Origin of the sequence: Psychromonas sp. CNPT3 (assembly GCF_000153405.2) — a bacterium.
GTDB lineage: Bacteria > Pseudomonadota > Gammaproteobacteria > Enterobacterales > Psychromonadaceae > Psychromonas.
In genome coordinates this window covers 409,764-431,951 of record NC_020802.1, presented here as the reverse complement: position 1 = coordinate 431,951, position 22,188 = coordinate 409,764, and the positions used below count along the sequence as shown (strand labels likewise).

The window sequence follows — 22,188 nt, the reverse complement described above, 5'->3', positions numbered from 1 at the left end:
ATATTAATATTCAAACCGCAACACAACAGCAAAGCATGACAATCTCAATGAAGCACGTTTAAGGTTGCTTGAGGTTGCGCGCACATTCTACCTGAAAAAACGTTAAAAATTGAGCAGTTTTAATAAAAAAAGAAAATATTCCAATAATTACCCTCTCTATTTATAGCGAAGCGATAAGGTAATAAAAACATTAAAATCATAAACTAACAGAAGATATATAGTTCCATGACACTTCAAAGTACAAATTAAGCAAGCCAAATTAGGCCGATCTTCACGCATAACATTATAACATGCGATGCTTTAATTGAGGCTTTACGAGGGGGGATATAGTTCATGTCGCTAGCTCTTTAGACGCAGCTCTAATAGCCAACATCAAAAAAGAGAAGTAAACATTATAGAGCTGTCTTAAATGGCTATCAGCGCCAGAGACGGTAGTTGTATTTGAGCTAACATGAGCATCTCAGTAAAACGACGCTTGAACCTCATAGCCTAAAAAAATAGCGAGCATTTGCTCGCTATTTTCGATGACGATAGATACGCACCCGTCTCTGCTTTTTATATTAATAAAAGAGAGAAGAGGCGCCGCCGTTAATTAGTGTGATATGGCGCACTTAATTCATGGACGGCATCCACAAATATTTTGGCGTTTTCAGGTGGAACATCTTGATGAATACCATGGCCTAAATTAAAGATATGGCCAACACCGTTACCGTAACCTTTTAGGATCGTATCAACTTCTTGACGAATACGAGATCCGGACGCGTATAAAATAGAAGGATCCATATTGCCTTGTAAGGCCACTTTATCACCCACACGCGCTTTGGCCGTTGCAATATCTATCGTCCAATCTAAACCAATACAATCACAACCCGTCGCAGCTATCTTCTCTAACCACTGCCCGCCATTTTTAGTAAATAACGTAACAGGTATTTTTTGACCCGCATACGTGCGATGTAATCCATCCACTATTTTATGCATGTATTGCAATGAAAACAGCTCATAATCACGAGGAGATAACACCCCACCCCAAGTATCAAAAATCATCACCGATTGCACGCCGGCTTCAATTTGAGCATTTAAGTATTGGATCACACTGTCTGCCAGTTTATCCAATAATGCATGTAAAATAGCAGGATCAGCAAATGCCATTTTTTTAATTTTAGTAAAGGCTTTTGATGTGCCACCTTCAACCATGTAAGTTGCGAGTGTCCACGGGCTACCTGAAAATCCGATAAGAGGGACAGAACCATCTAGCTCTTGACGAATACGGCGCACTGCATTCATTACATATTGTAATTCACCTTCAGGATCAGGCATGATCAAATTATCGACATCTTTTTTACAACTGATCGGACGTTCAAATTTTGGACCTTCACCGGTTTCAAAATAAAGCCCAAGACCCATTGCATCCGGGATAGTTAAAATATCTGAGAATAAGATAGCAGCATCAAGATCAAATCGACGTAAGGGTTGCATGGTCACTTCACACGCTAAATCTGCATTACGGCAAAGCGACATAAAGTCCCCTGCTTGTGCGCGGAGCGCTTTATACTCAGGTAAATAGCGCCCTGCTTGGCGCATCATCCATACCGGCGTTTTATCTACTTCTTGCTTTAATAAAGCGCGAATATAACGATCATTCTTTAATTCTGTCATGCTTTTTTTATCCCATCGATTCGATTTGTGCATATGCTAACTTAAATATTAAAAAGAGTCACACTCTGCCAATACTTGGTTAATTAATTCTCTTGCAACCGTGCCTTTATTTGGCAAAGCAGGTAGATTATCTATGGCGTACCAAGCTGCGCTATATATTTCATCTTCATCAACGCAAATCTCACCAGAATCATGATCCGCGATATACGCCATCATCAAGGAGTGTGGAAACGGCCAAGGCTGACTGCGTACATAACGAATATTTTTTACCTTAATACCAACTTCTTCATAAACTTCGCGTTGCAGGCACTCTTCGAGAGTTTCACCGGCTTCCACGAATCCAGCTAACACGGTATATATTTCTTCATTACTTTGATAATGGCGTTGATGTAAGGCCAGTAATATCTCTTTATCTTTGCGAATTGCGACAATAATACAAGGTGAAATACGCGGGTAACAACGATGCGCGCAGGCGCTACAATGACAAGCAATTTCCCATTCCACACGTTGCATCTTTTCACCACACTGCCCGCAGTACTGATGCGTTTGATAAAACAATGCAACTTGTAAAGCCCGCCCCAGCATATTAAATAACGTCTCATCAATTTTACCGAGTAAAATACGGGCATTTTGGTAGCTACCACATTTAAACGTACTGGCATCAGATGCGACTATCAAATAGCAAGGATGGGACTGATACTCACCAATCTTTATTTTAGAACGGAGCATCGAGGCCGGTAAAGACAATTCAGTTGCATCGCCATAAGGAATAGACTCATCTAACTCTTGCAAAATTATTTTTTTATGCGCGATAATAAACCACCACGCCTTATTTTTTGCACCCATTACATTTAATGCATCGCTCATTTATGATCCTTCTGGTTAATGATTTTGCTTAGCTCACAGTTATACATCAATATCCCCCTTAAACTCAAATTCAAGTTGACGACTTCACTTTTTTTATATAGTTTTGATATAAATAAAAACAATAATACTGGAGATGACATGTTACGTAACATTGAAAAAGTAAAAGCAGAATGGGGTGGGACACTGAACGTTATAGATGGTTGGCTTGCAAACCGTCAACAATTGGTTGTTTTATATTGTAAGCTTGTCGGTACCTCTACTGAGCAACAAAAAAAACAAGAACTGCCTAGCCAAAAAGAAATAACAAATTTTTGTCAAACCCTATTGGATTATACATCAACAGGTCATTTTGGTATTTATGAACAAATTATCTTGCAATGTAAGCTCGATGGAGAACAAAATCTTAAAATTGCACAAGAGCTATATTCTCGCATCACCACCACCACGGATACCGCCCTTAATTTTAATGACAAATATGCTGAGAATGCAACTGAAATAGCATTACTCGACTTTGATGACGACTTATCAGAACTCGGTCAAAAAATGGAAGAGCGCTTTGAACGAGAAGATCAACTTCTCGAAGTTTTAATGTTACATAACACCCTTGTATAATAATGATGCGATGTAAAAGAGAATAATCTATATTATTCTCTTTTACATTATCACTCTATATTTTTTTGTAACTTAAGCGCACTTAATATAGCGGCTTCTGAATCTAAACTGTTTTTTATTAATAAAAAATATTCAACAATAAATTCAACCTGTTGCTCGCTGGCAAGTTGCCCCCAAGCACGTCCCAAAATCTGCTCTAAATCGTCAATAAACTGATCTCCTTCAGCAACAACATCTAAACGATCTTGCTTACTTAAATTCACTTGTTGCGCGCAAAATACCTGCAATAAATCGACGACCTGAGTTTCTACCACTTCCGCCACCATAATATCTGCACGAGGGCCACTGTTGGTTTCAAAAAGGTTTAAATTATCTGCAAAATAACCTATACATGCATCGTATGCATCACTACCTAATAACATTTTATATTCCTTTATATTTCATTAAATAGAGGCTTTATTAGTTTATATACCATGTTACCTCATATGCGACCTCAGGTTCTCCTAAGACGCTTATAAGGCAATATTTGAGCGCGTGTTAGCGATTATCATGGGTATAAGATAAAGCTTCTTCTCCTGCACACTAATCTTGTCCTCTTTGCACATAAATAGAGACGCTTAAATATAGTGTGATCCTTATTAAAAATCAGGCTTCCTTGATCTCATTTAGAAAACCATCGCGACGCTTATTAAATGCTTTTTTATCTTTTCTAAGTACACTCTTAGATAAAGGTAGATTTACTTTCATCGCATTAACAGCGCGACCATTAATATGAAATTCATAATGCAAATGAGGCCCTGTTGAGCGCCCAGTATTACCCGACTTGGCAATTAAATCGCCCATCTCTACACGCTGACCTCTGCGTACTAATATTTTACTTAAGTGTAAAAAACGCGTGGTATATTTACGGCTGTTTTTAATAACGATATAATTTCCTGCAGCCGGGTGATAACCCGCACGTAAGACAATGCCGTCACCGATAGAATAGACCCTTGTCCCTACTACAACTGCAAAATCAGTCCCTAAATGCGGGCTCACTCTTTTCGTAATAGGATGTAAACGTCTTAGATTAAAAGGTGAACTAATACGTGGGTGTCCATTAACGGGTAGTCGTCGATAGGCTTTACTCAAACCTAGACCATCTTCATCATAATAACGACCATCTTCACTTAAAAAGGCAGTGTAGGTTTTAGATCGTGTTTTAATCAATACCGCTAATACTTCACTGTCAAAACTGTATGTGCCATCAATATAATTTTTTGCGACTAAAACTTTAAAACTATCACCGGCACGAAGTTGTCGATTAAAATTGATTTTTTCTTCGAGCGCATTTGAAATTTGCTGTATTTGACCCGCCGATAAACCTGCGTGTTTAGCATTAATGTAGAAACTGCCAGAAATAATGCCTTTATATAAACTGTGTGACCAAACGCCTTTCTTTGTTTCTAATAATGAAACATATTCGTCACCTTTAAGCGTGAAAGTCAGTGTACTGGCTCTATCAATGATAACTTTTAATACTAATAATTTATTTTCAGCATTCATTAACATTTTTAATTTTTGTCCAGGCAATAGATTACCTAAACGTAAATATTTTTGATCCACATCGAGCAATTCTTGCAATAACGCAGCAGAGAGGCCTTCTCGCTGAAATATTTCACTGACGGTATCGCCAGCTACAATTTCAACATCTACTTTTCTATCACCCTCTTTATTTGCAAAACGCATACCAAATTCATCTGCTATCGCTGATAGTGGCTCAACGGATGCACTATTACCATGCTCTGAAGATAATGTTAAAATACGTTTAATATGTTTAGATTTTTGCTGTTGACTCGGTAAAAAGGCGATCACCAATAAAAACACAAACAATAAAATCAAGGCAAAAAAATGTTTTCTGGGGAGGTTATTAATAAACTGAAAAAAGGCTTCTATTTGTATACGCAAGGAAATCTCCACAATAAAATTCGGGATAAAGAACTAAAGCGCTAAAGTATATATTATTTTATTTAAAATTCTAAACAAAATAAATTCAATTAAGCTTTGCGCTATAATTATAAGGTGTTTTTTTTATCTAACAGATGTACTATAGCCGTCTAGATGTAAGAACATCTAAATCTATTTTAGTTCACTATTCGAGGAGTTCACATGTCACGTGACTTATTCACTTCAGAGTCTGTATCTGAAGGCCATCCAGATAAAATCGCCGATCAAATTTCTGATGCGGTATTGGATGCAATTTTAAAACAAGATAAAAAAGCGCGCGTAGCATGTGAAACTTACGTCAAAACAGGTATGGTTATGGTCGGTGGCGAAATCACCACGGATGCATGGGTTGATATCGAAGAAATCACCCGCAAGACCATACGTGACATCGGTTACACCAGTTCAGAAATGGGCTTTGATGCCGATTCTTGCGCGGTCTTAAATGTAATAGGTAAACAATCTCCGGATATCAACCAAGGTGTGGATCGTGATGATCCCTATGAGCAAGGTGCGGGCGATCAAGGTTTAATGTTCGGTTATGCCACTAATGAAACTGAAGTGTACATGCCAGCTCCTATTACTTATGCACATCGCTTAGTAAAGCAGCAAGCTGAAGTACGTAAAAGTGGCAAGCTAGGCTGGTTACGTCCCGATGCAAAAAGCCAAGTTACTTTTGCTTATGAAAATGGCGTAATTGTTGGAATTGATGCAGTTGTACTTTCAACGCAACATTCTGAAGATATCGCCCATAAAGATCTTGTTGAAGCCGTCATGGAAGAGATCATCAAACCCGTATTACCTGCTGAATTGCTATCCAAGCACACTAAATACTTCATTAATCCTACCGGTCGTTTTGTTATCGGTGGCCCTGTTGGCGATTGTGGCTTAACGGGTCGTAAAATCATTGTTGATACCTACGGTGGCACAGCGCGTCACGGTGGTGGTGCATTCTCTGGTAAAGATCCTTCTAAAGTGGATCGTAGTGCGGCTTATGCTGCACGTTATGTTGCTAAAAACTTAGTGGCAGCTGGCCTTGCTGATCGTTGTGAGATCCAAATCTCTTATGCGATTGGTGTTGCGGAGCCGACATCTATCAGTGTTGAAACTTTCGGCACAGAAAAGGTAAGTAAAGATCTTATTATTGAGCTTATCCGTAAACATTTTGATCTACGCCCTTACGGTCTGATTAAAATGTTAGATCTTATCCAGCCAATTTATCTATCTACCGCTGCATACGGTCACTTTGGCCGTGAAGAGTTCCCTTGGGAAGCTTTAGATAAAGTAGAAACATTAAAATCTGACGCATTCTAATTTAAAGAATGCCCACAGAAGAAGATAAAAAAGCACTTATGCATAAAGGTGAAGATTGTTTCATCGAAGCTGAGTGCTTTTTTGATCGCCCTTTTAAACGCCCGATCTACCAATTTGATCAACGAGGTAAAGCCGCAGCGACAGCCCATCTACAACGTAATATGATCCGTTTTAATCCGATCTTATACCGCCAAAATAAAAATGAGTTTATTCACCAAATTGTAGCGCATGAAGTCGCGCACCTTATTACTTTTGCCGTTTATGGAAAAGTGCGACCGCATGGTAAAGAGTGGCAAAAAATAATGCGCAGTGTTTTTTCGCTCCAAGCAAAAACGACACATTCTCTTAATATTGAAGATGTACAAGGGAAGTTGTTTTTATATCATTGCTTATGCACAGAGCACAAATTAACCGTGCGCCGGCATAATAAAATATTAAAAGGCAGTCAATATCATTGCCGAAAGTGTCAAAGTAAATTAACGCTTAAAGTTATCTAAAATTATCCCTGTTGCCATGGCGACATTTAACGACTCGGCGGCGCCAAAATTAGGGATCGTGATCTTATCTGAGATTAAATGTTCAAGCTCATCAGAAATACCATGCGACTCACTGCCCATCACAATAAAAGCACTTTTAGGGAGCGCGCATTGGTGTAAATTACTGCCCTCAAGATAAGCACCAAAAATAGGTTTCTCCTGAATGGCTAAATACTCAACGAGAGGCGTGTGACTTACATTAATACGCGCAAAAGATCCCATGCTAGCGGCAATCACTTTCGGGTTATAAAAATCGGCACAATCTGGACTACATACTATATTTTTAACCCCATACCAATCAGCAACGCGGATGATAGTGCCTAAATTTCCGGGATCTCCCACTTGATCTAAGACGAGAATTAATTCTTGAGATGCGATCGTTGGCAGTGTTGCCGTTTTACACTTAGCAACCACCAGCACACTATTATTAGAGAGCAACGTTCCCATTTTTTTTAATTCATCGCTGCTGACTTCTGTGCATAAGGGCACAAGCTGATGCGTAGATAAAAGTGTATTGTTTTTATTAATATAAGTCGACGTTGCAAAAACTTGTTCAATGACAAAATCAGATCGCAATAACTCAGCGACATTCTTTTCACCCTGGACAATAAACAACCCTTGTTTTTTACGTTGTTTTTTTTGTTCCAAACTTTTAATGAGTTTTAACTGATTTTTAGAAAGCATTTTTTTTCCAACTTAAAGGTGGCAACACATAATGATCGCATCTTCACGACCTTTTTGCAGTGGATAATAATCATGGCGCCGGCCAACTTCGACAAATCCGAGTTGTTCGTATAATCGCCATGCCGTCGTATTTGATACGCGTACTTCAAGCCAAATTTCTTGCTCGTTTTTAGATCTAGAAAAATCTAATAATGATTGTAAAAGTAATTTACCAAAACCTTTACCTTGCTCATCACTCGCTATCACAATATTCATCAGCGTCACTTCTCCGGCAACGGAGCTTGCAACATAATAACCAATGACGCGATCCTTATCGATGAGTAGATGATTAAAATAGCGCTTTCCAAAATTACTTAAAAAGAGTTTTTCTGACCAAGGGTGTGAATGTGCTGATTTTTCAATTTTTGTTACACATGCAATATCATTGAGTCCCATCGGCACAATGGTCACATCAGGCGGTTGCGTCACAGTATTGTTTCCATAATTGTTTTTTCTTATTAGCATCAAGGCATAACTGCGAGAGTGGAGGAGAGGTCAAAACATGAGAGCCGGTAATGTTTTCATCTATAGCGCCCAGCGTAGACCAAATAAGTGCGGGAAGATCTGCTTTTAATTGCAAGAATTCAGACATAGTGCAGTAATACACTTGTTCTGCTTTAATATTAAAAGCCTTTAATATATTCATTAATAAAGGCGCAACACGATCCTGCTCAGCACAAATAATTAATAACTGGCAAGTACTTAATACAAGCGGTAATTTAGTTTGTAAATACGTAAAACCTTGTCCATTACGTAATAGCCAACGGGTTATACCCATTTCTTGTAAATACAGCGCTTTTTTATGTTGCATAAGCTACCTTATGATGCACGAAGCACTGCAATATACAGTAATCATAACTTAAACGATATCGCTTCTGGCAATATACCTATACCCATGATACTTAAAAATGCATTTATCCGTTAGAATGATCATAGGTATATGATGCTTTGTTTCACAGTTAGCCAAATGATGCGATAGCTCCTTAATCGGGATAGATTATAAGGCCTAAAGGTGATAATAATTGCTCTTGTTGCCAAGCACATATTTTAACGCCAGAGAGGTTAACACGGCGCGGATCTAACGAATAAAGATCAGAATAACGAATGTCACAATCTTGTAGATTAAAAACACCCCAACTCTCTGCAGAAAACTCGCTACGGCTTAAATCAGAACCTTTAAAAGAAGCGCCTTGCAAATTTGCTCCTAGCCAACGATTTTCAAAAAGATCGCACTTCTCCATGCATTGATTAGAAAAATTGGCATAAGATAAATTACAACCCGTAATATAAGCAGAGCAAAAGTATGCACTGTGGCTGATCTGATTAACAAATCTCGTTTTTAAAAAGTTAGCGCCTTTTAAGTCGCAATCTCGAAATTCAACCCCAAAACAATTTGCCCCATAAAAGTTTGCCATCGATAGTTGGCAGTGTTTAAAACTTGCCTCACGTAAATCACTATATTCAAATTTACAACCCAGATCTGAACCCGATTCCAAAAATTTACAGTGAATAAATTGCGCATCTCGTAAATTTGCATGGCTAAAATCACAGCCGTAAAAATGACAAGATTCAAAACATTTTCCCTCTAAATCTTGCTCAGTAAAACTAATATTTTCAAATATTTTATTGCTCTGTAACATACGCTATCCTCTGTTGGCATAACCCGCAGACTAGCATTCTAATATATAAAAATCCAAAAAAAACCACCCTTACAAATCAACGTGTTAAAAGCATCTAAATACACCCTATACAAGCCCAAAACAGCAAGCTAAGAGGCTTTAAGTCGACAAACGAATGCAGGCAAACTGAAAAAGTTTATTTTTATTTTAAAAGCAGACAGGAACACGTCAATAAATTGAAAAAAAGAGGAAGAAACAACGAGAAAAACACGATGACATTCTCTAGATTAAACAATAGAAAGTCACCGTTTAATATATTTATCTGCAAATAAGGGCAGACTTTGTTAAGATCTTATTTGTTATACCCCACTTCGTGACGCTCGTTTTTAACTAAAAAAGACAAATACGACGTATTAAAAGAAGAGATAAGAAGCGCTAAGAAGCGCGCTTGAACTATTATAGGTATATCAATAAATTCACTAAAGAGAACACAATTTCTCTAACTGAGGTTAAATGAGTTTAAACAAAGATAAATATAGTATAGATAATACAGATTACACCGTTGGACAAGATAATGTTCAAAAATGGGGGTTTGATGTCCATAATCCTGTTTTTGGTATCAGTGCAGGTCTTATCGGCCTTTTTCTTCTCGCCGTCTTAATTGTTGACCCACAAACATCCAAAGCCTTTCTCGATGGTCTTAAATGGCAAATTATAAATACTTTTGACAGTCTATTCATGTGGGCCACTAATATTTTTGTGATCTTCTGTTTGGTTCTTATTGTCACTCCCTATGGGAAAATTCGCTTAGGTGGCGATGACGCGAAAGCAGATTACAGCACGCTTTCTTGGCTCTCCATGTTATTTGCAGCCGGTATGGGTATTGGTTTAATGTTTTGGGGTGTTGCAGAGCCCCTTGCATATTATACAGGGTGGTTTGAAACCCCTCTAAATGTCGCAGCAAATACACCTGAAGCTATTCCGCTTGCTCTTGGTGCAACCATGTTCCATTGGGGATTACACCCTTGGGCTATTTATGGCGTTGTTGCTTTATCACTGGCTTTCTTCGCATATAATAAAGGTCTACCTCTTTCTATGCGTTCTGTGTTTTATCCTATCTTAGGAGATCGCACTTGGGGATGGCCTGGACATTGTATTGACATCCTAGCCGTACTTGCGACTTTATTTGGCTTAGCGACCTCTCTAGGCCTCGGAGCGCAACAAGCCGCAAGTGGGTTCCATCACGTATTTGGCATTGATGCAGGTTTACCATTACAAATCACCATTATTATCGTGGTCACCTTACTTGCCGTCGTATCTGTTGTACGTGGTATTGATGGTGGCGTAAAAGTGATTAGTAATATTAATATGCTTCTCGCTATTGTATTAGTTGTCTTTGTTGCGTTGGTGACGCTTGCCGTTACGATGGGAACTATTCCGCAAACCGTCATGGGCTATATTGAAAATATTATACCGCTAAGTAACCCGATTGGTCGTGAAGACGAAGCTTGGATGCATGGCTGGACTGTATTTTACTGGGCATGGTGGGTTTCATGGTCTCCTTTTGTTGGTATGTTCATTGCACGTATCTCACGCGGACGCACAGTGCGTGAGTTTATCAGTGCAGTATTGCTAATTCCAACCAGTGTTACTATTTTATGGATGTCCGTTTTTGGTGGTAATGCCATTGATCAAGTGATCAATAAAGTGGGTATTTTAGGTGACAAAGGTCTTACTGAAGTGCCTCTCGCAATGTTCCAAATGTTTGATGCTTTACCGTATGGTAACGTTTTATCACTGTTAGCCGTTGTTCTTGTGTTGGTGTTCTTTATCACCTCATCAGACTCAGGCTCTTTAGTCATCGATAGTATTACCGCCGGTGGTAAAGTAGATGCGCCTATTCCTCAACGTATTTTTTGGGCGTTAATTGAAGGTGCTATTGCTATCGCTCTTCTTTGGATTGGTGGCGCTGATGCAGTTCAAGCCTTACAAGCTGCGACTATTTCAACGGGTCTGCCTTTCACCATACTTCTACTGATCATGTGTGTTTGTTTGATCATGGGGATGCGCACCGAGAAACATCGCGCTTAAGCTACCCTTATAAATAATAAAAAAGCCAATGTGATTTTTACATTGGCTTTTTTTATGACTTCATTTTAATTTTTTAGATATTTAAATTTATAACCATAACTCTTTAATCGGCGTATCTTCATTAAAATGATACTTAATTTGTGCTTGCAATAACTCAGCTGTCGCTATCGCATCGGTTAATGCATCGTGCGGTGAATATGCAGGTAAATTATAACGTACCCGGCTATTAGCTAAACGAATAGACTCCGATTGATGCCCCTTTAACCAGTTAATAAACCCTTTAGAATATTTATTTTGTACATCAGCCTCTATTTGCATCGTATCAATCACTGGAAATATAATGCCTTCTTTGAGTTGGGCTCGTAAATCCAAATCAAAAAAATCACGCTCAATACGCCGATAATGTACCACCACGACTTTACCTGCTAGCTCCTTTAAAAGAGGCTCTAATATACTTAACAAGTCAGGCGCCCCCTGTAAATCAGAATGCGTAATGCCATGAATAATAATTGAATTTTCTTTTAAATTATCTTCTGGATTGATATACCACTTTTTAGCCTTTCTACAATAAATTCGTTGTAAATCAAATGGCACAAGACCAATGCTGATAATGCTATTTTGCTTAGAATCAAGGCCTGTCGTTTCAAAGTCTAACGCGACAAATTCAATATCACTTAATTTTGTTTCGTCGTGATAAGTCCCTTTTTTATAAAACTCATATAGATGTTTATTTTTACTCTGTAATGCCTTTAGTTGTAAAAAGGCATGCCAATTTAAGATCTCTTTATTGGTAAAATTATGCATTAATGACCTTATAATTTGGTTGCACTATAACGATATTTTAAAAAGTTTTGGGCATTACTGAGCACCAAAAAAGCATCTTTTAAATGCCGACGCTCAAAATCCGACATATTTTCTGGCTCTATATTATTATCTGGCTCTATCTCTGATTCAATATCCAATGCTTGATGACGTAAACGCACTAAAGAGATCAACTCCATCGCATGCTGTAAATCTTCGCCTTTAGATTTTGGTAATATTTTAGCCTCAATAATATCATCTAGACGCTCAAATGAATTTTGTGACGTCGACCCTATCGCCAATGCATGCACACGTATAAGATCAGCAAGTGGCGCAGTACCACGTCGTTTTAAATTAATTGAATTGTTTTGACGTCCATCTTTTTCCATCACAAAATCTTTAAAGAAACCTAATGGGGGCGTTCTATTACGCGCATTACGTGCGAGGCAAGCCAAAAATCGATTATTCTTTTTAGCGCGGCGCAGTATAAACATATTTAACTGCTCAGCCCATTTTAAACGTCCAAACACACCGACAATATCAAAGAAAATAGAGCAATTTAGTAACGCTTGTGGATCTGGTTTATCAATCCAATTAGCAAAACACGTTTCCCACTGCAATTGGGTTTTACGATACTCAGGATTCGTTGCCATAATATCGCCAGTACAGTAACTATAGCCACAAGTGGCTAAACCATCGCAAACAAATTTTGCCAATTTTTCAAAATATTCACCATGTTTAGCTTCATCATAACTATTATCTAAAATAATGGCATTATCTTGATCCGTTACAATCAACTGCTCGTTTCTGGCCATTGAGCCTAATGCTAAGAAGCAATAAGGAACAGGTGGCTCTCCAAGCTCTTCTTCTGCAAGTTCAAGTAAGCGCTGTTTAAAACTTCGCCCAATTTCAGACATGGCGCGTCCTACCATATGCGAATTGGCATCTTCATTTACCATGCGTAAAAAACAATCTTTTAACTCTTTGGAAAGTTGCTCTAAATCTTCAGTGCTCTGTTGCTGAAAAATACTGCTTACAAATAACAAACTATTTTGTGATTCATAACGAATAATATCGGCAACTTCAATCAAACCGATGGGATATTTATTCTTTAATATGGGTAGATGATGCACGTTATGGCGTAACATTAATAACATCGCTTCAAAAATATACGCGTTATGATCTAAAGATATCAATTTAGTCGACATGATCGTATCAACAGGATCATTTACATCAAGCCCCCCCGCTATCACTTTTACACAAAGATCATGTTCGGTGATAATGCCAACAAAGTTATTATCATCGACGGAAGGATCATTAATAAGCACAGCCGAGACATTCTCTTGCGACATAAACTGCGCAACACTTTGCATTGAGCTTGTATTAGGTAACATTAACGCCTCACGCGTTAATAGCGTTTTTACTTTCGAGCTCATTAATGCATTTGCATCATCACTTTTACTTTCTACCGCTTGCTTTAAGCGCATACTATCTTCTACTTCAACAAAATCAGCAAAAGACTCATAACGATCATATAAATCATGAAAAATAGCTTCGGGTATGCAATATAAAAGCGTATCTTTTACCGATTTAGCCAAAAAACGCACTTTATTATTGGTCAACAAACCCACTTGACCAAACAGCTTTCCTTGATCTAAACGGTTATATAACTCCCCTTTACGTCGATGAATTTCCACCACGCCACTGCGGATCATATATAATTCTTTGCTCGGATCCTCTACCGTATTTATCATGCTTCCCATTCGATAATAAGAGATCTCTATATTTTTAGCAATATAGCTCAACTCCTCTTCAGGCAGGTCAGTAAACGGGTTGTATTGACTAATAAAATCTTGGATCTCTAATAACTCAATTTCCATTATCTTCTCTATAAAGGTAAGTAAATTTATATGATGGTTAATATTCTATACCCATAATACTTCAAGATACAAAATCAGCAAGCCAGATTGGTCTTCTACCATAAAATTGAAAACGCGTTATTCTACATTGCTATTTTATAACAACACCTCAACAACGAAGACAAGTTCATTTGGCTATCCCTTTGGGCGCCAGCTCTAAGTGGGGCTAATCATCCACTCTTTTTTATACAATATTGATAAGCGAAGATTAAAATTTATTAAAGAGGTTTACTGCTAGCGGATTTTTACTAAAAAAAAACCTCTATACATACGGCATGTATAGAGGAAAACTAAGGAAAAACTAAGGAAAAAACTATAAATCTAGCTAGTTCACATAATTAGTCAACCCGCTTGTCAAATAGTTCAAAAAACATTCAACTTATTATTAATGTGCTTCATCCCAGTTATTACCCACTCCAACTTCCGCAAGTAATGGCACATCTAAGATGACGGCTTTTGCCATTATTTCCTGAATAATGCACGTATAATTTTCGACCTGATCTTCTTTAATACAGAAAACCAGTTCATCGTGCACTTGCATGAGTAACTGCACTTGTGAAGGCGCTTGTTTTTCAACCCAAGCAGCAACATCTAGCATCGCCTTTTTAATAATATCAGCAGCAGTGCCTTGCATCGGTGCATTAATTGCAGCGCGCTCAGACGCTTTCTTTAAAATACCATTACGCGAATTAATATGCGGTAATTGTAAACGACGCCCTAAAATTGTTTCAACAAAGCCTTGCTCGCGCGCTTTATCTCGGGTGGTTTGCATATACGTTAAAACGCCCGGATAACGATGAAAATATTTATCCATATACAGCTTTGCATCGGATCGTGATATTTTTAACTGCTTTGCCAAACCAAAGGCGCTCATTCCATAAATAAGGCCAAAATTTATGGCTTTAGCACTGCGTCGTTGATTTGTTGTCACCTCATCGACAGAGACAGAGAAAACTTCTGACGCCGTCGCTTTATGGATATCAAGGCCGGTTGAAAAGGCTTCTAATAAGCCTTTATCTTGAGACAAATGCGCCATAATACGTAATTCGATTTGGCTATAATCGGCTGCTACTATTTTATAGCCTTGCGGCGCAATAAAAGCTTGGCGAATACGTCGACCTTGTTCACTTCGGATCGGTATATTCTGTAAATTTGGATCGCTTGATGATAAACGCCCCGTCACAGTTACCGCTTGATGATAAGAAGTATGTACTCGGCCCGTTTGTGCATTGATCATTTTTGGTAGTTTATCGGTATACGTCGATTTTAGTTTACTCAAACCTCGATGCTCAATCACTAACTTAGGCAACTTATAGGTCTCAGCTAACTCAACGAGTACTTCCTCTCCTGTTGAAGGTGCGCCTTTAGGCGTTTTCTTCAGAATAGGTAATTCTAAATCTTCAAATAGAATGCTTTGTAATTGTTTTGGAGAGCTTAAATTAAACTCTTTACCCGCTTCGATATAAGCTTCTTTCTCTATTTCGAGTAACCTTTTACCAATTTCGACGCTTTGTGCGCCCAGCATAGTGGCATCTATTTCGACGCCTCCTAGCTCAACATCGGAAAGTACGATAGCTAAAGGCAATTCAATATCTTCGTATAACGCCACTAATTTCGGAAATTTTTCTAATTTAGGCCACAACAGTAAATGCAAACGTAAGCTCAATTCAACATGCTCACCTACATAAGGCGTAATGTCTTTAATACTCACTTGATTGAATGGCAGCTGTTTTTTGCCTTTACCTGCGATTGCTTCATAAGAGGCTATCTCAATCTGTAAATATTTTAACGTGAGAGAGGCCTTATCATGTTTGCCTGTACTGTCTAATAGGTAAGATTCAAGCATCGGATCAAATGCGACGCCTTGCAAGTTAATACCTTCAAGACGGAGTACGCTGCGCATAAATTTTAAATTGAAAACCACTTTTTGTGGTGCTATTTTTTCTAATAAGGGCTTCAATTTATCAAGGGTAGCAAGGTACTCTAACTGCGCAGGTGCATCTATATAATCATGCGCGAGTGGTAAATAGAAAGCTTCAATCGTTATCTCTGCACTGTTTTCGTCTGCCACTTGCAGAGCAAAAGAAAATCCAACAATTTTAGCCTGCATATAATCAGCACAGGTTGTTTCTATCGATATTGAAAATAATTCGGCTTTTTCTAATTTTTGAATTAATTGCTTCAATTGCCCTTGCGTATAAATACACTGGTCATGGCGAATAGGCGTTTTTTTGATTTCAAGACTCAACTCAGTATCAGAGGTACTTGGCGTGCTTGTCATCGATGTCGACGCGCCACCTTGTAATATTTGCTCACCGTCGAGGACAGCAGATAACCAGCGTCTAAATTCTAATTTACCAAAGAGTTTAATTAAGCTATCTGTGTCTTGTTTTATCGTTTTGAAATCATCATAGGCAACCTCTAATTCAACATCGAGTTTGATGGTCGCTAATTTATATGACAAACGCGCCATGTCTTCATTATCAGCCATTTTTTTAGCAATCGTTTTACTGCCACGGAATCCTAATGGCGCTAATTTATCAAGGTTTTCATAGATAAGATCCATGCTACCAATACCTTGTAGCATGGCTAATGCCGTTTTAGAGCCCACGCCAGGGACGCCAGGAATATTATCTGCGGTATCACCCATCAAAGCTAAATAATCAATAATAAGCTCAGCTGGCACACCAAATTTCTCAGTGACGCCGTCTATGTCAAGTACACTGTTGGTCATCGTATTGATAAGTAACGTATGCTCATCGACTAACTGAGCCATATCTTTATCGCCCGTACTGATCAATGTTTTAATGCCTTTCGCACTGGCCTGTTTCGACAAGGTGCCGATCACATCATCCGCTTCAACCCCAGGGACAATTAAAATAGGTAAACCCATTGCTTTGATCACTGCATGTAACGGTTCAATTTGAATGCGCAGGTCATCGGGCATACTCGGGCGGTTTGCTTTATATTGTGAGTACATATCATCACGAAACGTTTTACCCTTGGCATCAAAGACGACCACAATATGTGAAGGAGAAAACTGCTGCATTAAGCTTTTGAGCATATTAACCACACCATAAACAGCGCCCGTCGCGTCGCCTGCAGAATTGGTTAAGTGAGGAGGAGAGAAAAAGGCACGATAAAGATACGAAGAGCCATCAACAAGTACAAAAGGATTTTCAGGAATAGTCGCCATCAATTTATTACCCAATAGCAGAAAAATAAAGAAGGATTATAACAGAAAAAAAGCCGACGATAGCAATCTATTCAGCTAAGTGGTTGTTTACTTTTAGGGCGGTAAAACTCTGTGGATAACTCTGTTAGTAATTTTACGATAAATTTGAGCTAGCACAAAGAAAGCTTACAAGGCCTTATTTATCATAGACTTGCACATTTATTTTCAAAACCCATTAAAAATGAAATGTGCATAACAAAAATGTAAGCGCTTTATTTTTAAGCTAATTTACAGGTTAGGTGCATTTTTCACAGGGTTTGCATACATTTTTAAAACCGTCTCTTGTAGCTCAATATCGATTTCATTTAAACGTTTTGCAAAGCGCTCTTTATCCTCGCTATCAATGCTATCTAAATTGACTTTCGCAGCAATGTAATTAGATGGGTGTAAATAATAATTTTGATAAATTTGCTTATCAATGGCGCAGGCAACTTCGTCTGCATCCTTAAAATCACCTTCTAAAGGTTTGCCGAATGCAATGTGTACATGACCCTTTTGGCCCACAATACCTGCAACAATACTGTCTATATCTTCAGATGCAGATTTTTTATACTCACCAAATTTATTTTTTGTATAAAGCTCTTTTGCTTTTTGTTTATCACACGCATCAAATTCATACGAAATAGCCACAGGCACAATATTCAGTTGATTAATGTAATCAGAAAATTCTATTTTTTTCTTTTTGCCATTGATATAAAACATTTTTATGATGGCAGGCTCTGTTTTATCAAATCCATCTTTAGCTCGCCCTTCACGTTGCGCAATCCAAATACTACTGTCGCTTTGTAGAGAGCTGAAAATGTAATCAGAGAGATGCAATAATGCTTTGAGCATTTCACGAGGCGCACTAATTGAACGTTTCACAATAAAGCTTTTATTCATGCGCATTAAATCTGCAATAAAAGGCTTACCTAATAAATTATCACCCGTTGCAATACGTGCAGATTGAAATTCTTCTGCAAATAAGGCCCAATTCATCAAAGCGGGATCCATGGCGATGTCACGATGATTAGACACAAATAAATAATTTTTCGACACGTCCAAATCACATAACCCAGAGGAGGTGAATTTAGTCGTCGTATCTTTTATCATATGATGCATATAATGCACGACTACTTTTTGCATTTCATCAATGCTATTAATCTTTCCCCATTTGTAAGTAAAATAACGACGTAAAAGAGGTCGAATCACACAATGTGTCAGCTTATGCACTTTAGGAAAGCGGAAGCTAATAATCGCATTAATTAACTCATCGTTATTGATCACTCGTAGAATGGCAGCTTGGATCTCGCCATCATTATAAGGTCGAATATCGCTGAATTTATCTGATGATATAGGCATTTTGTCGCTCGTTAGAAAATTAAGTGCGCATTTTACCTGCTTTCAGGCCAATTACCAAGTCGCTTTAAAACGAAATAGCTCTTTACGCACTAAATATCGATAAGTATCTCTGTCAATGTTAGATTTTTTTAAATATTCGCTCAGCCAAGACGCTTTAAATAATCGCGCTGAACGCAGTTGATCGTATTTAGAGAAGCGAATACTTTTAAATAATATTTTTCCCACTTTAGAGCGTTTATCAAAAGCGACATCATCAACTTCTTCTTTCAGCGCATTCACAAGATGAGGAAAAGAAGAACCAAACACAAGCTCAGCCAGTTGATAACTAAGCTCTAACGTTGATTTAGAAAGCAATAAGGCTTGTAACGACGCGGGATCATTTTGCATATTATAAAAGAAATCATGCTGATACTTATTACCTTTTTCGCGAGCTTGTGCCAAACACGCTAAACGTAGCCCTTCAAAAGACACGATATATTGCTGATAACTCGCCACATAAGCAAAATTTACCATCGCCGATAAAAGCATGCCTTCGTGTGGGCGCCGATAATTATCCGCTAACATAAGGGCACTACACGTTTGCCCTAAGGTTAATTCATAACGCCATAATTTTTTAGTAAAAATATCATCATGTTCACGATGTGGCGCAATGCAGTTTTTAAAAAATATCGCAGGGATAAGATAACGTAAAATATCCAAACCAATTAAACCCATTGCAGCTTTCACATCACGGACTTTACGAGGAGAACGCCCAAGTTCAGCCATAAAAAGTTCACTGCCAACAAGCTCGAGCAAACGTTCTCGTATATGAGTATTAAAGCTTAATAAGTGGCTTAACGTAGAATAACGAGGCTCTACGGTTAATAACTTTTTAAGGAGGTCCGTACTGCTCTCTCGTAATTGTAAACGCTCTAACGTTAGCATCTCAGGATCTTCGAGTTTTTTATTAACGACTTTCAGCAATAACTGCTGAAAATAACGGATCAAAAGTGCTCGCCGCTTCTCATCATTTAATTGCTCTAACTCTTTACGTTTTGCTCCTTTTTTTTCCACTTCAAGTAAAGTGCGCTCTTCCCTGCCATTTTTATCTTCTTCTGCATCTTCATCTATCTCTTGAGTCTTCACAACACCTGCATCTAAAACATTATCATGTAATGATTCATCCTCCGATATTTTCCATTTACCGACTAAAAAACGTAAGAAGACTTTATCGACAGATGTCGATAAAGAAGAGGTTTCAATATTATTAATAACAGTAGACATCCTATATTACTTAAATAAAGGCAAAAGCATCACCATAAATATGATCCTTTTGTGCACCTTGTTTTATAAAATCTTCACGTGCGATTTTTGCCATTTCAAAACGACCAACAATATAAATATCGAATGCATTAAGCTCAGAAAAATCATTAAGTACGGCTTGATGCACATAACCTTGATGACCTTGCCAATCCACTTCTGGTTGTTCGACTACCGGATGAAAATGAACATTGTTATGCTGTTTTGCCCACTGTGACGCTTGCTCATCAAAATAAAAATGGGCATATTCCTTAACTCCCCAATATAAATAAACGGGGTTTGTTAACTTTAATATAACAATTTGCTCTAACAAAGATTTAACATAAGAAAAACCAGTGCCTCCGGCCATTAAAATGATAGGACGCGTAGACTTCTCTCTCAAAAAGGCCTCTCCTAGCCCGATTTCAACATCTACAACACCCTCGTTTTGCATTTTCTCAATGACTTGCATCGCATATGTATTTTCCGGTGTTGCACCAATATGCAGCTCAATACATTCACTCAAAGGCGCATTGGCAATTGAAAAATGGCGTTTGTCTTTTTCACCCATCAATACAGATAAATACTGCCCGGCTTTATAAGTCACCTTTTCTGCCGGTTTCAAAAAAACACGATACAGTGAATTATTTAACTTTTCTATTGAGGTAACCTTACAAGTGAGCACTGACATTTATTTCTCTTTTTATTTTATTTTTAACGAATTGATAACAATTATGACAGGATATCCAATTCTTGCCAAAGCGAATCAATTTTTTCTTTTACTTTTTTATCCATTGTTATAGGTAGGCCCCATTCTCGGTCAGTTTCACCTTCCCATTTATTCGTTGCATCAAGTCCCATTTTTGAGCCTAGACCTGATGTTGGCGATGCAAAATCTAAATAATCGATCGGGGTATTGTCAATTAATGTCGTATCTCGAGAGGGATCCATGCGCGTGGTAATAGCCCAAATAACATCATTCCAATCCCGAACATTAATATCATCATCACAAACAATGATAAATTTAGTATACATAAATTGACGTAAAAACGACCAAATTCCCAACATCACTCGTTTTGCATGGCCCGGATAACTTTTTTTAATTGAAACGACCGCCATACGATAAGAGCAACCTTCTGGCGGTAAATAAAAATCAACAATTTCAGGAAACTGTTTCTTTAATATAGGCACAAAAACTTCATTAAGAGCAACACCTAGAATGGCAGGCTCATCCGGCGGGCGTCCTGTATAAGTACTATGATAAATAGGGTTTTCACGCATGGTCACGTGCGTCACAGTCATCACTTGAAAATCATCGACCTCATTGTAATATCCGGTATGATCTCCGTAAGGACCTTCTGGCGCTTCTTCACCGGGCTGTAAATAACCTTCCAAAATAATTTCTGCACTGGCCGGCACGTCTAAATCATTACTCAAACTTTTAGCCACTTTGGTACGAGATCCCCGTAGCAATCCTGCAAATGCATATTCTGATAATGTATCCGGTATCGGTGTCACCGCGCCTAATATAGTGGCAGGATCCGCGCCTAATGCGACAGAAACGGGAAAGGGCTTGCCAGGATTGACTTCTTGCCACTCCCTAAAATCTATTGCGCCCCCTCGATGAGACAACCAACGCATAATGATTTTATTTTTTGAAATTAATTGCTGACGATAAATACCTAAGTTCTGACGTTTTTTATAAGGACCCCGCGTAATGGTTAAACCCCAGGTGATCAAAGGCGCGACGTCTCCCGGCCAGCAAGTCATGATAGGAAGCTTAGTTAAATCAACCTCATCTCCTTGCATTACTATTTTTTGACAAAGCGGATCACGTACCCTTTTAGTTGGCATATTTAATACTTGCTTAAAGATAGGTAATTTTTCCCATACCCCTTTAATGCCTTTAGGCGGCTCAGGCTCTTTAAGATACGCAAGCCATTCACCCACTTCTCGTAATTGCGAGATATTCTCTTTACCCATCGCCATTGCGACGCGTTCGGTTGTACCAAATAGATTGGTAAGCACCGGCATGTCATAACCTTTAGGATTTTCAAATAACAGCGCAGGTCCTCCAGCACGTAACGTGCGATCGGATATTTCCGTCATTTCTAAGTTGGGATCTATTTCTTGTGATATGCGTTTTAATAAGCCTCTATCTTCAAGTTGATCGATAAAATCACGTAAGTCATCAAATTTCATAAGAGCCCTCT

The 22,188-nt window shown here is 38.3% G+C and carries 19 protein-coding genes; 4 read left to right on the top strand and 15 right to left on the bottom strand.

Annotation, left to right across the window (positions count from 1 at the left end; genetic code table 11):
• Nucleotides 1-588: 588 nt before the first annotated feature.
• Both hemE and nudC read right to left on the bottom strand, forming a co-directional pair.
• The gene (gene hemE, locus PCNPT3_RS01950; RefSeq protein WP_015464188.1) at nt 589-1,656 is read right to left on the bottom strand and encodes a uroporphyrinogen decarboxylase; all 1,068 of its coding nucleotides are present in this window, start codon (nt 1,654-1,656) and stop codon (nt 589-591) included.
• Between the two features lie 48 nt (nt 1,657-1,704).
• The gene (gene nudC, locus PCNPT3_RS01945) at nt 1,705-2,523 is read right to left on the bottom strand and encodes an NAD(+) diphosphatase (protein ID WP_015464187.1); all 819 of its coding nucleotides are present in this window, start codon (nt 2,521-2,523) and stop codon (nt 1,705-1,707) included.
• Nucleotides 2,524-2,661: 138 nt separating this feature from the next.
• Between nudC and rsd the strand changes: the two genes are divergently transcribed.
• Nucleotides 2,662-3,135, top strand: a complete 474-nt coding sequence (gene rsd, locus PCNPT3_RS01940; RefSeq protein WP_015464186.1) for a sigma D regulator — start codon at nt 2,662-2,664, stop codon at nt 3,133-3,135.
• 50 nt (nt 3,136-3,185) lie between these two features.
• On the opposite strand, the gene PCNPT3_RS01935 is transcribed toward rsd, so the two are convergent.
• Entirely contained in the window at nt 3,186-3,557 is a 372-nt protein-coding gene (locus tag PCNPT3_RS01935; RefSeq protein ID WP_015464185.1) for a DUF3802 family protein, read from the bottom strand.
• Nucleotides 3,558-3,780: 223 nt separating this feature from the next.
• The gene (locus tag PCNPT3_RS01930; RefSeq protein WP_015464184.1) at nt 3,781-5,082 is read right to left on the bottom strand and encodes a peptidoglycan DD-metalloendopeptidase family protein; all 1,302 of its coding nucleotides are present in this window, start codon (nt 5,080-5,082) and stop codon (nt 3,781-3,783) included.
• A gap of 201 nt (nt 5,083-5,283) precedes the next feature.
• Here PCNPT3_RS01930 and metK point away from each other — a divergent pair, with 201 nt between their 5' ends.
• A complete protein-coding gene (metK, locus tag PCNPT3_RS01925) occupies nt 5,284-6,432 on the top strand; it encodes a methionine adenosyltransferase (protein ID WP_015464183.1) in 1,149 nt (382 codons plus the stop codon).
• A 38-nt stretch (nt 6,433-6,470) separates the two neighbouring features.
• Nucleotides 6,471-6,929, top strand: a complete 459-nt coding sequence (locus tag PCNPT3_RS01920; RefSeq protein ID WP_232207368.1) for a SprT family zinc-dependent metalloprotease — start codon at nt 6,471-6,473, stop codon at nt 6,927-6,929.
• Here the strand turns inward: PCNPT3_RS01920 and PCNPT3_RS01915 are convergent.
• The 4 genes from PCNPT3_RS01915 to PCNPT3_RS01900 all read right to left on the bottom strand — a co-directional run bounded on the left by PCNPT3_RS01915 (nt 6,909) and on the right by PCNPT3_RS01900 (nt 9,331).
• Nucleotides 6,909-7,652, bottom strand: coding sequence for a TrmH family RNA methyltransferase (locus PCNPT3_RS01915; RefSeq protein ID WP_015464181.1), 744 nt, complete (start codon nt 7,650-7,652; stop codon nt 6,909-6,911). The genes PCNPT3_RS01920 and PCNPT3_RS01915 overlap by 21 nt on opposite strands.
• A gap of 12 nt (nt 7,653-7,664) precedes the next feature.
• A complete protein-coding gene (gene rimI / locus PCNPT3_RS01910) occupies nt 7,665-8,120 on the bottom strand; it encodes a ribosomal protein S18-alanine N-acetyltransferase (protein ID WP_015464180.1) in 456 nt (151 codons plus the stop codon).
• Nucleotides 8,104-8,502 carry a DNA polymerase III subunit psi gene (locus tag PCNPT3_RS01905; protein ID WP_015464179.1) on the bottom strand — a complete coding sequence of 133 codons (399 nt, stop codon included), beginning with the start codon at nt 8,500-8,502 and terminating at the stop codon, nt 8,104-8,106. The genes rimI and PCNPT3_RS01905 overlap by 17 nt, the downstream gene beginning before the upstream one ends.
• A 172-nt stretch (nt 8,503-8,674) precedes the next feature.
• Entirely contained in the window at nt 8,675-9,331 is a 657-nt protein-coding gene (locus tag PCNPT3_RS01900) for a Qnr family pentapeptide repeat protein (RefSeq protein ID WP_015464178.1), read from the bottom strand.
• Nucleotides 9,332-9,823: 492 nt separating this feature from the next.
• On the opposite strand from PCNPT3_RS01900, the gene PCNPT3_RS01895 reads away from it, so the two are divergent.
• Nucleotides 9,824-11,401: a BCCT family transporter gene (locus tag PCNPT3_RS01895; protein ID WP_015464177.1), complete on the top strand. Its 1,578-nt coding sequence runs from the start codon at nt 9,824-9,826 to the stop codon at nt 11,399-11,401.
• 87 nt (nt 11,402-11,488) lie between these two features.
• Here PCNPT3_RS01895 and PCNPT3_RS01890 read toward each other — a convergent pair whose 3' ends face one another.
• The 7 genes from PCNPT3_RS01890 to ubiD form a co-directional block, all read right to left on the bottom strand.
• Nucleotides 11,489-12,205, bottom strand: a complete 717-nt coding sequence (locus PCNPT3_RS01890; protein ID WP_015464176.1) for a 3'-5' exonuclease — start codon at nt 12,203-12,205, stop codon at nt 11,489-11,491.
• 8 nt (nt 12,206-12,213) lie between these two features.
• Nucleotides 12,214-14,082 carry a DUF294 nucleotidyltransferase-like domain-containing protein gene (locus PCNPT3_RS01885; RefSeq protein WP_015464175.1) on the bottom strand — a complete coding sequence of 623 codons (1,869 nt, stop codon included), beginning with the start codon at nt 14,080-14,082 and terminating at the stop codon, nt 12,214-12,216.
• Nucleotides 14,083-14,506: 424 nt separating this feature from the next.
• Nucleotides 14,507-17,317 carry a DNA polymerase I gene (gene polA, locus PCNPT3_RS01880; RefSeq protein ID WP_015464174.1) on the bottom strand — a complete coding sequence of 937 codons (2,811 nt, stop codon included), beginning with the start codon at nt 17,315-17,317 and terminating at the stop codon, nt 14,507-14,509.
• Nucleotides 17,318-17,584: 267 nt separating this feature from the next.
• Nucleotides 17,585-18,697, bottom strand: coding sequence for a 1-acyl-sn-glycerol-3-phosphate acyltransferase (locus tag PCNPT3_RS01875; RefSeq protein WP_015464173.1), 1,113 nt, complete (start codon nt 18,695-18,697; stop codon nt 17,585-17,587).
• A 51-nt stretch (nt 18,698-18,748) separates the two neighbouring features.
• A complete protein-coding gene (locus tag PCNPT3_RS01870; protein WP_015464172.1) occupies nt 18,749-19,960 on the bottom strand; it encodes an HDOD domain-containing protein in 1,212 nt (403 codons plus the stop codon).
• Nucleotides 19,961-19,970: 10 nt separating this feature from the next.
• Nucleotides 19,971-20,666: an NAD(P)H-flavin reductase gene (gene fre, locus PCNPT3_RS01865; protein ID WP_015464171.1), complete on the bottom strand. Its 696-nt coding sequence runs from the start codon at nt 20,664-20,666 to the stop codon at nt 19,971-19,973.
• A gap of 41 nt (nt 20,667-20,707) precedes the next feature.
• Nucleotides 20,708-22,177, bottom strand: a complete 1,470-nt coding sequence (gene ubiD, locus PCNPT3_RS01860) for a 4-hydroxy-3-polyprenylbenzoate decarboxylase (RefSeq protein ID WP_015464170.1) — start codon at nt 22,175-22,177, stop codon at nt 20,708-20,710.
• Nucleotides 22,178-22,188 lie beyond the last annotated feature (11 nt).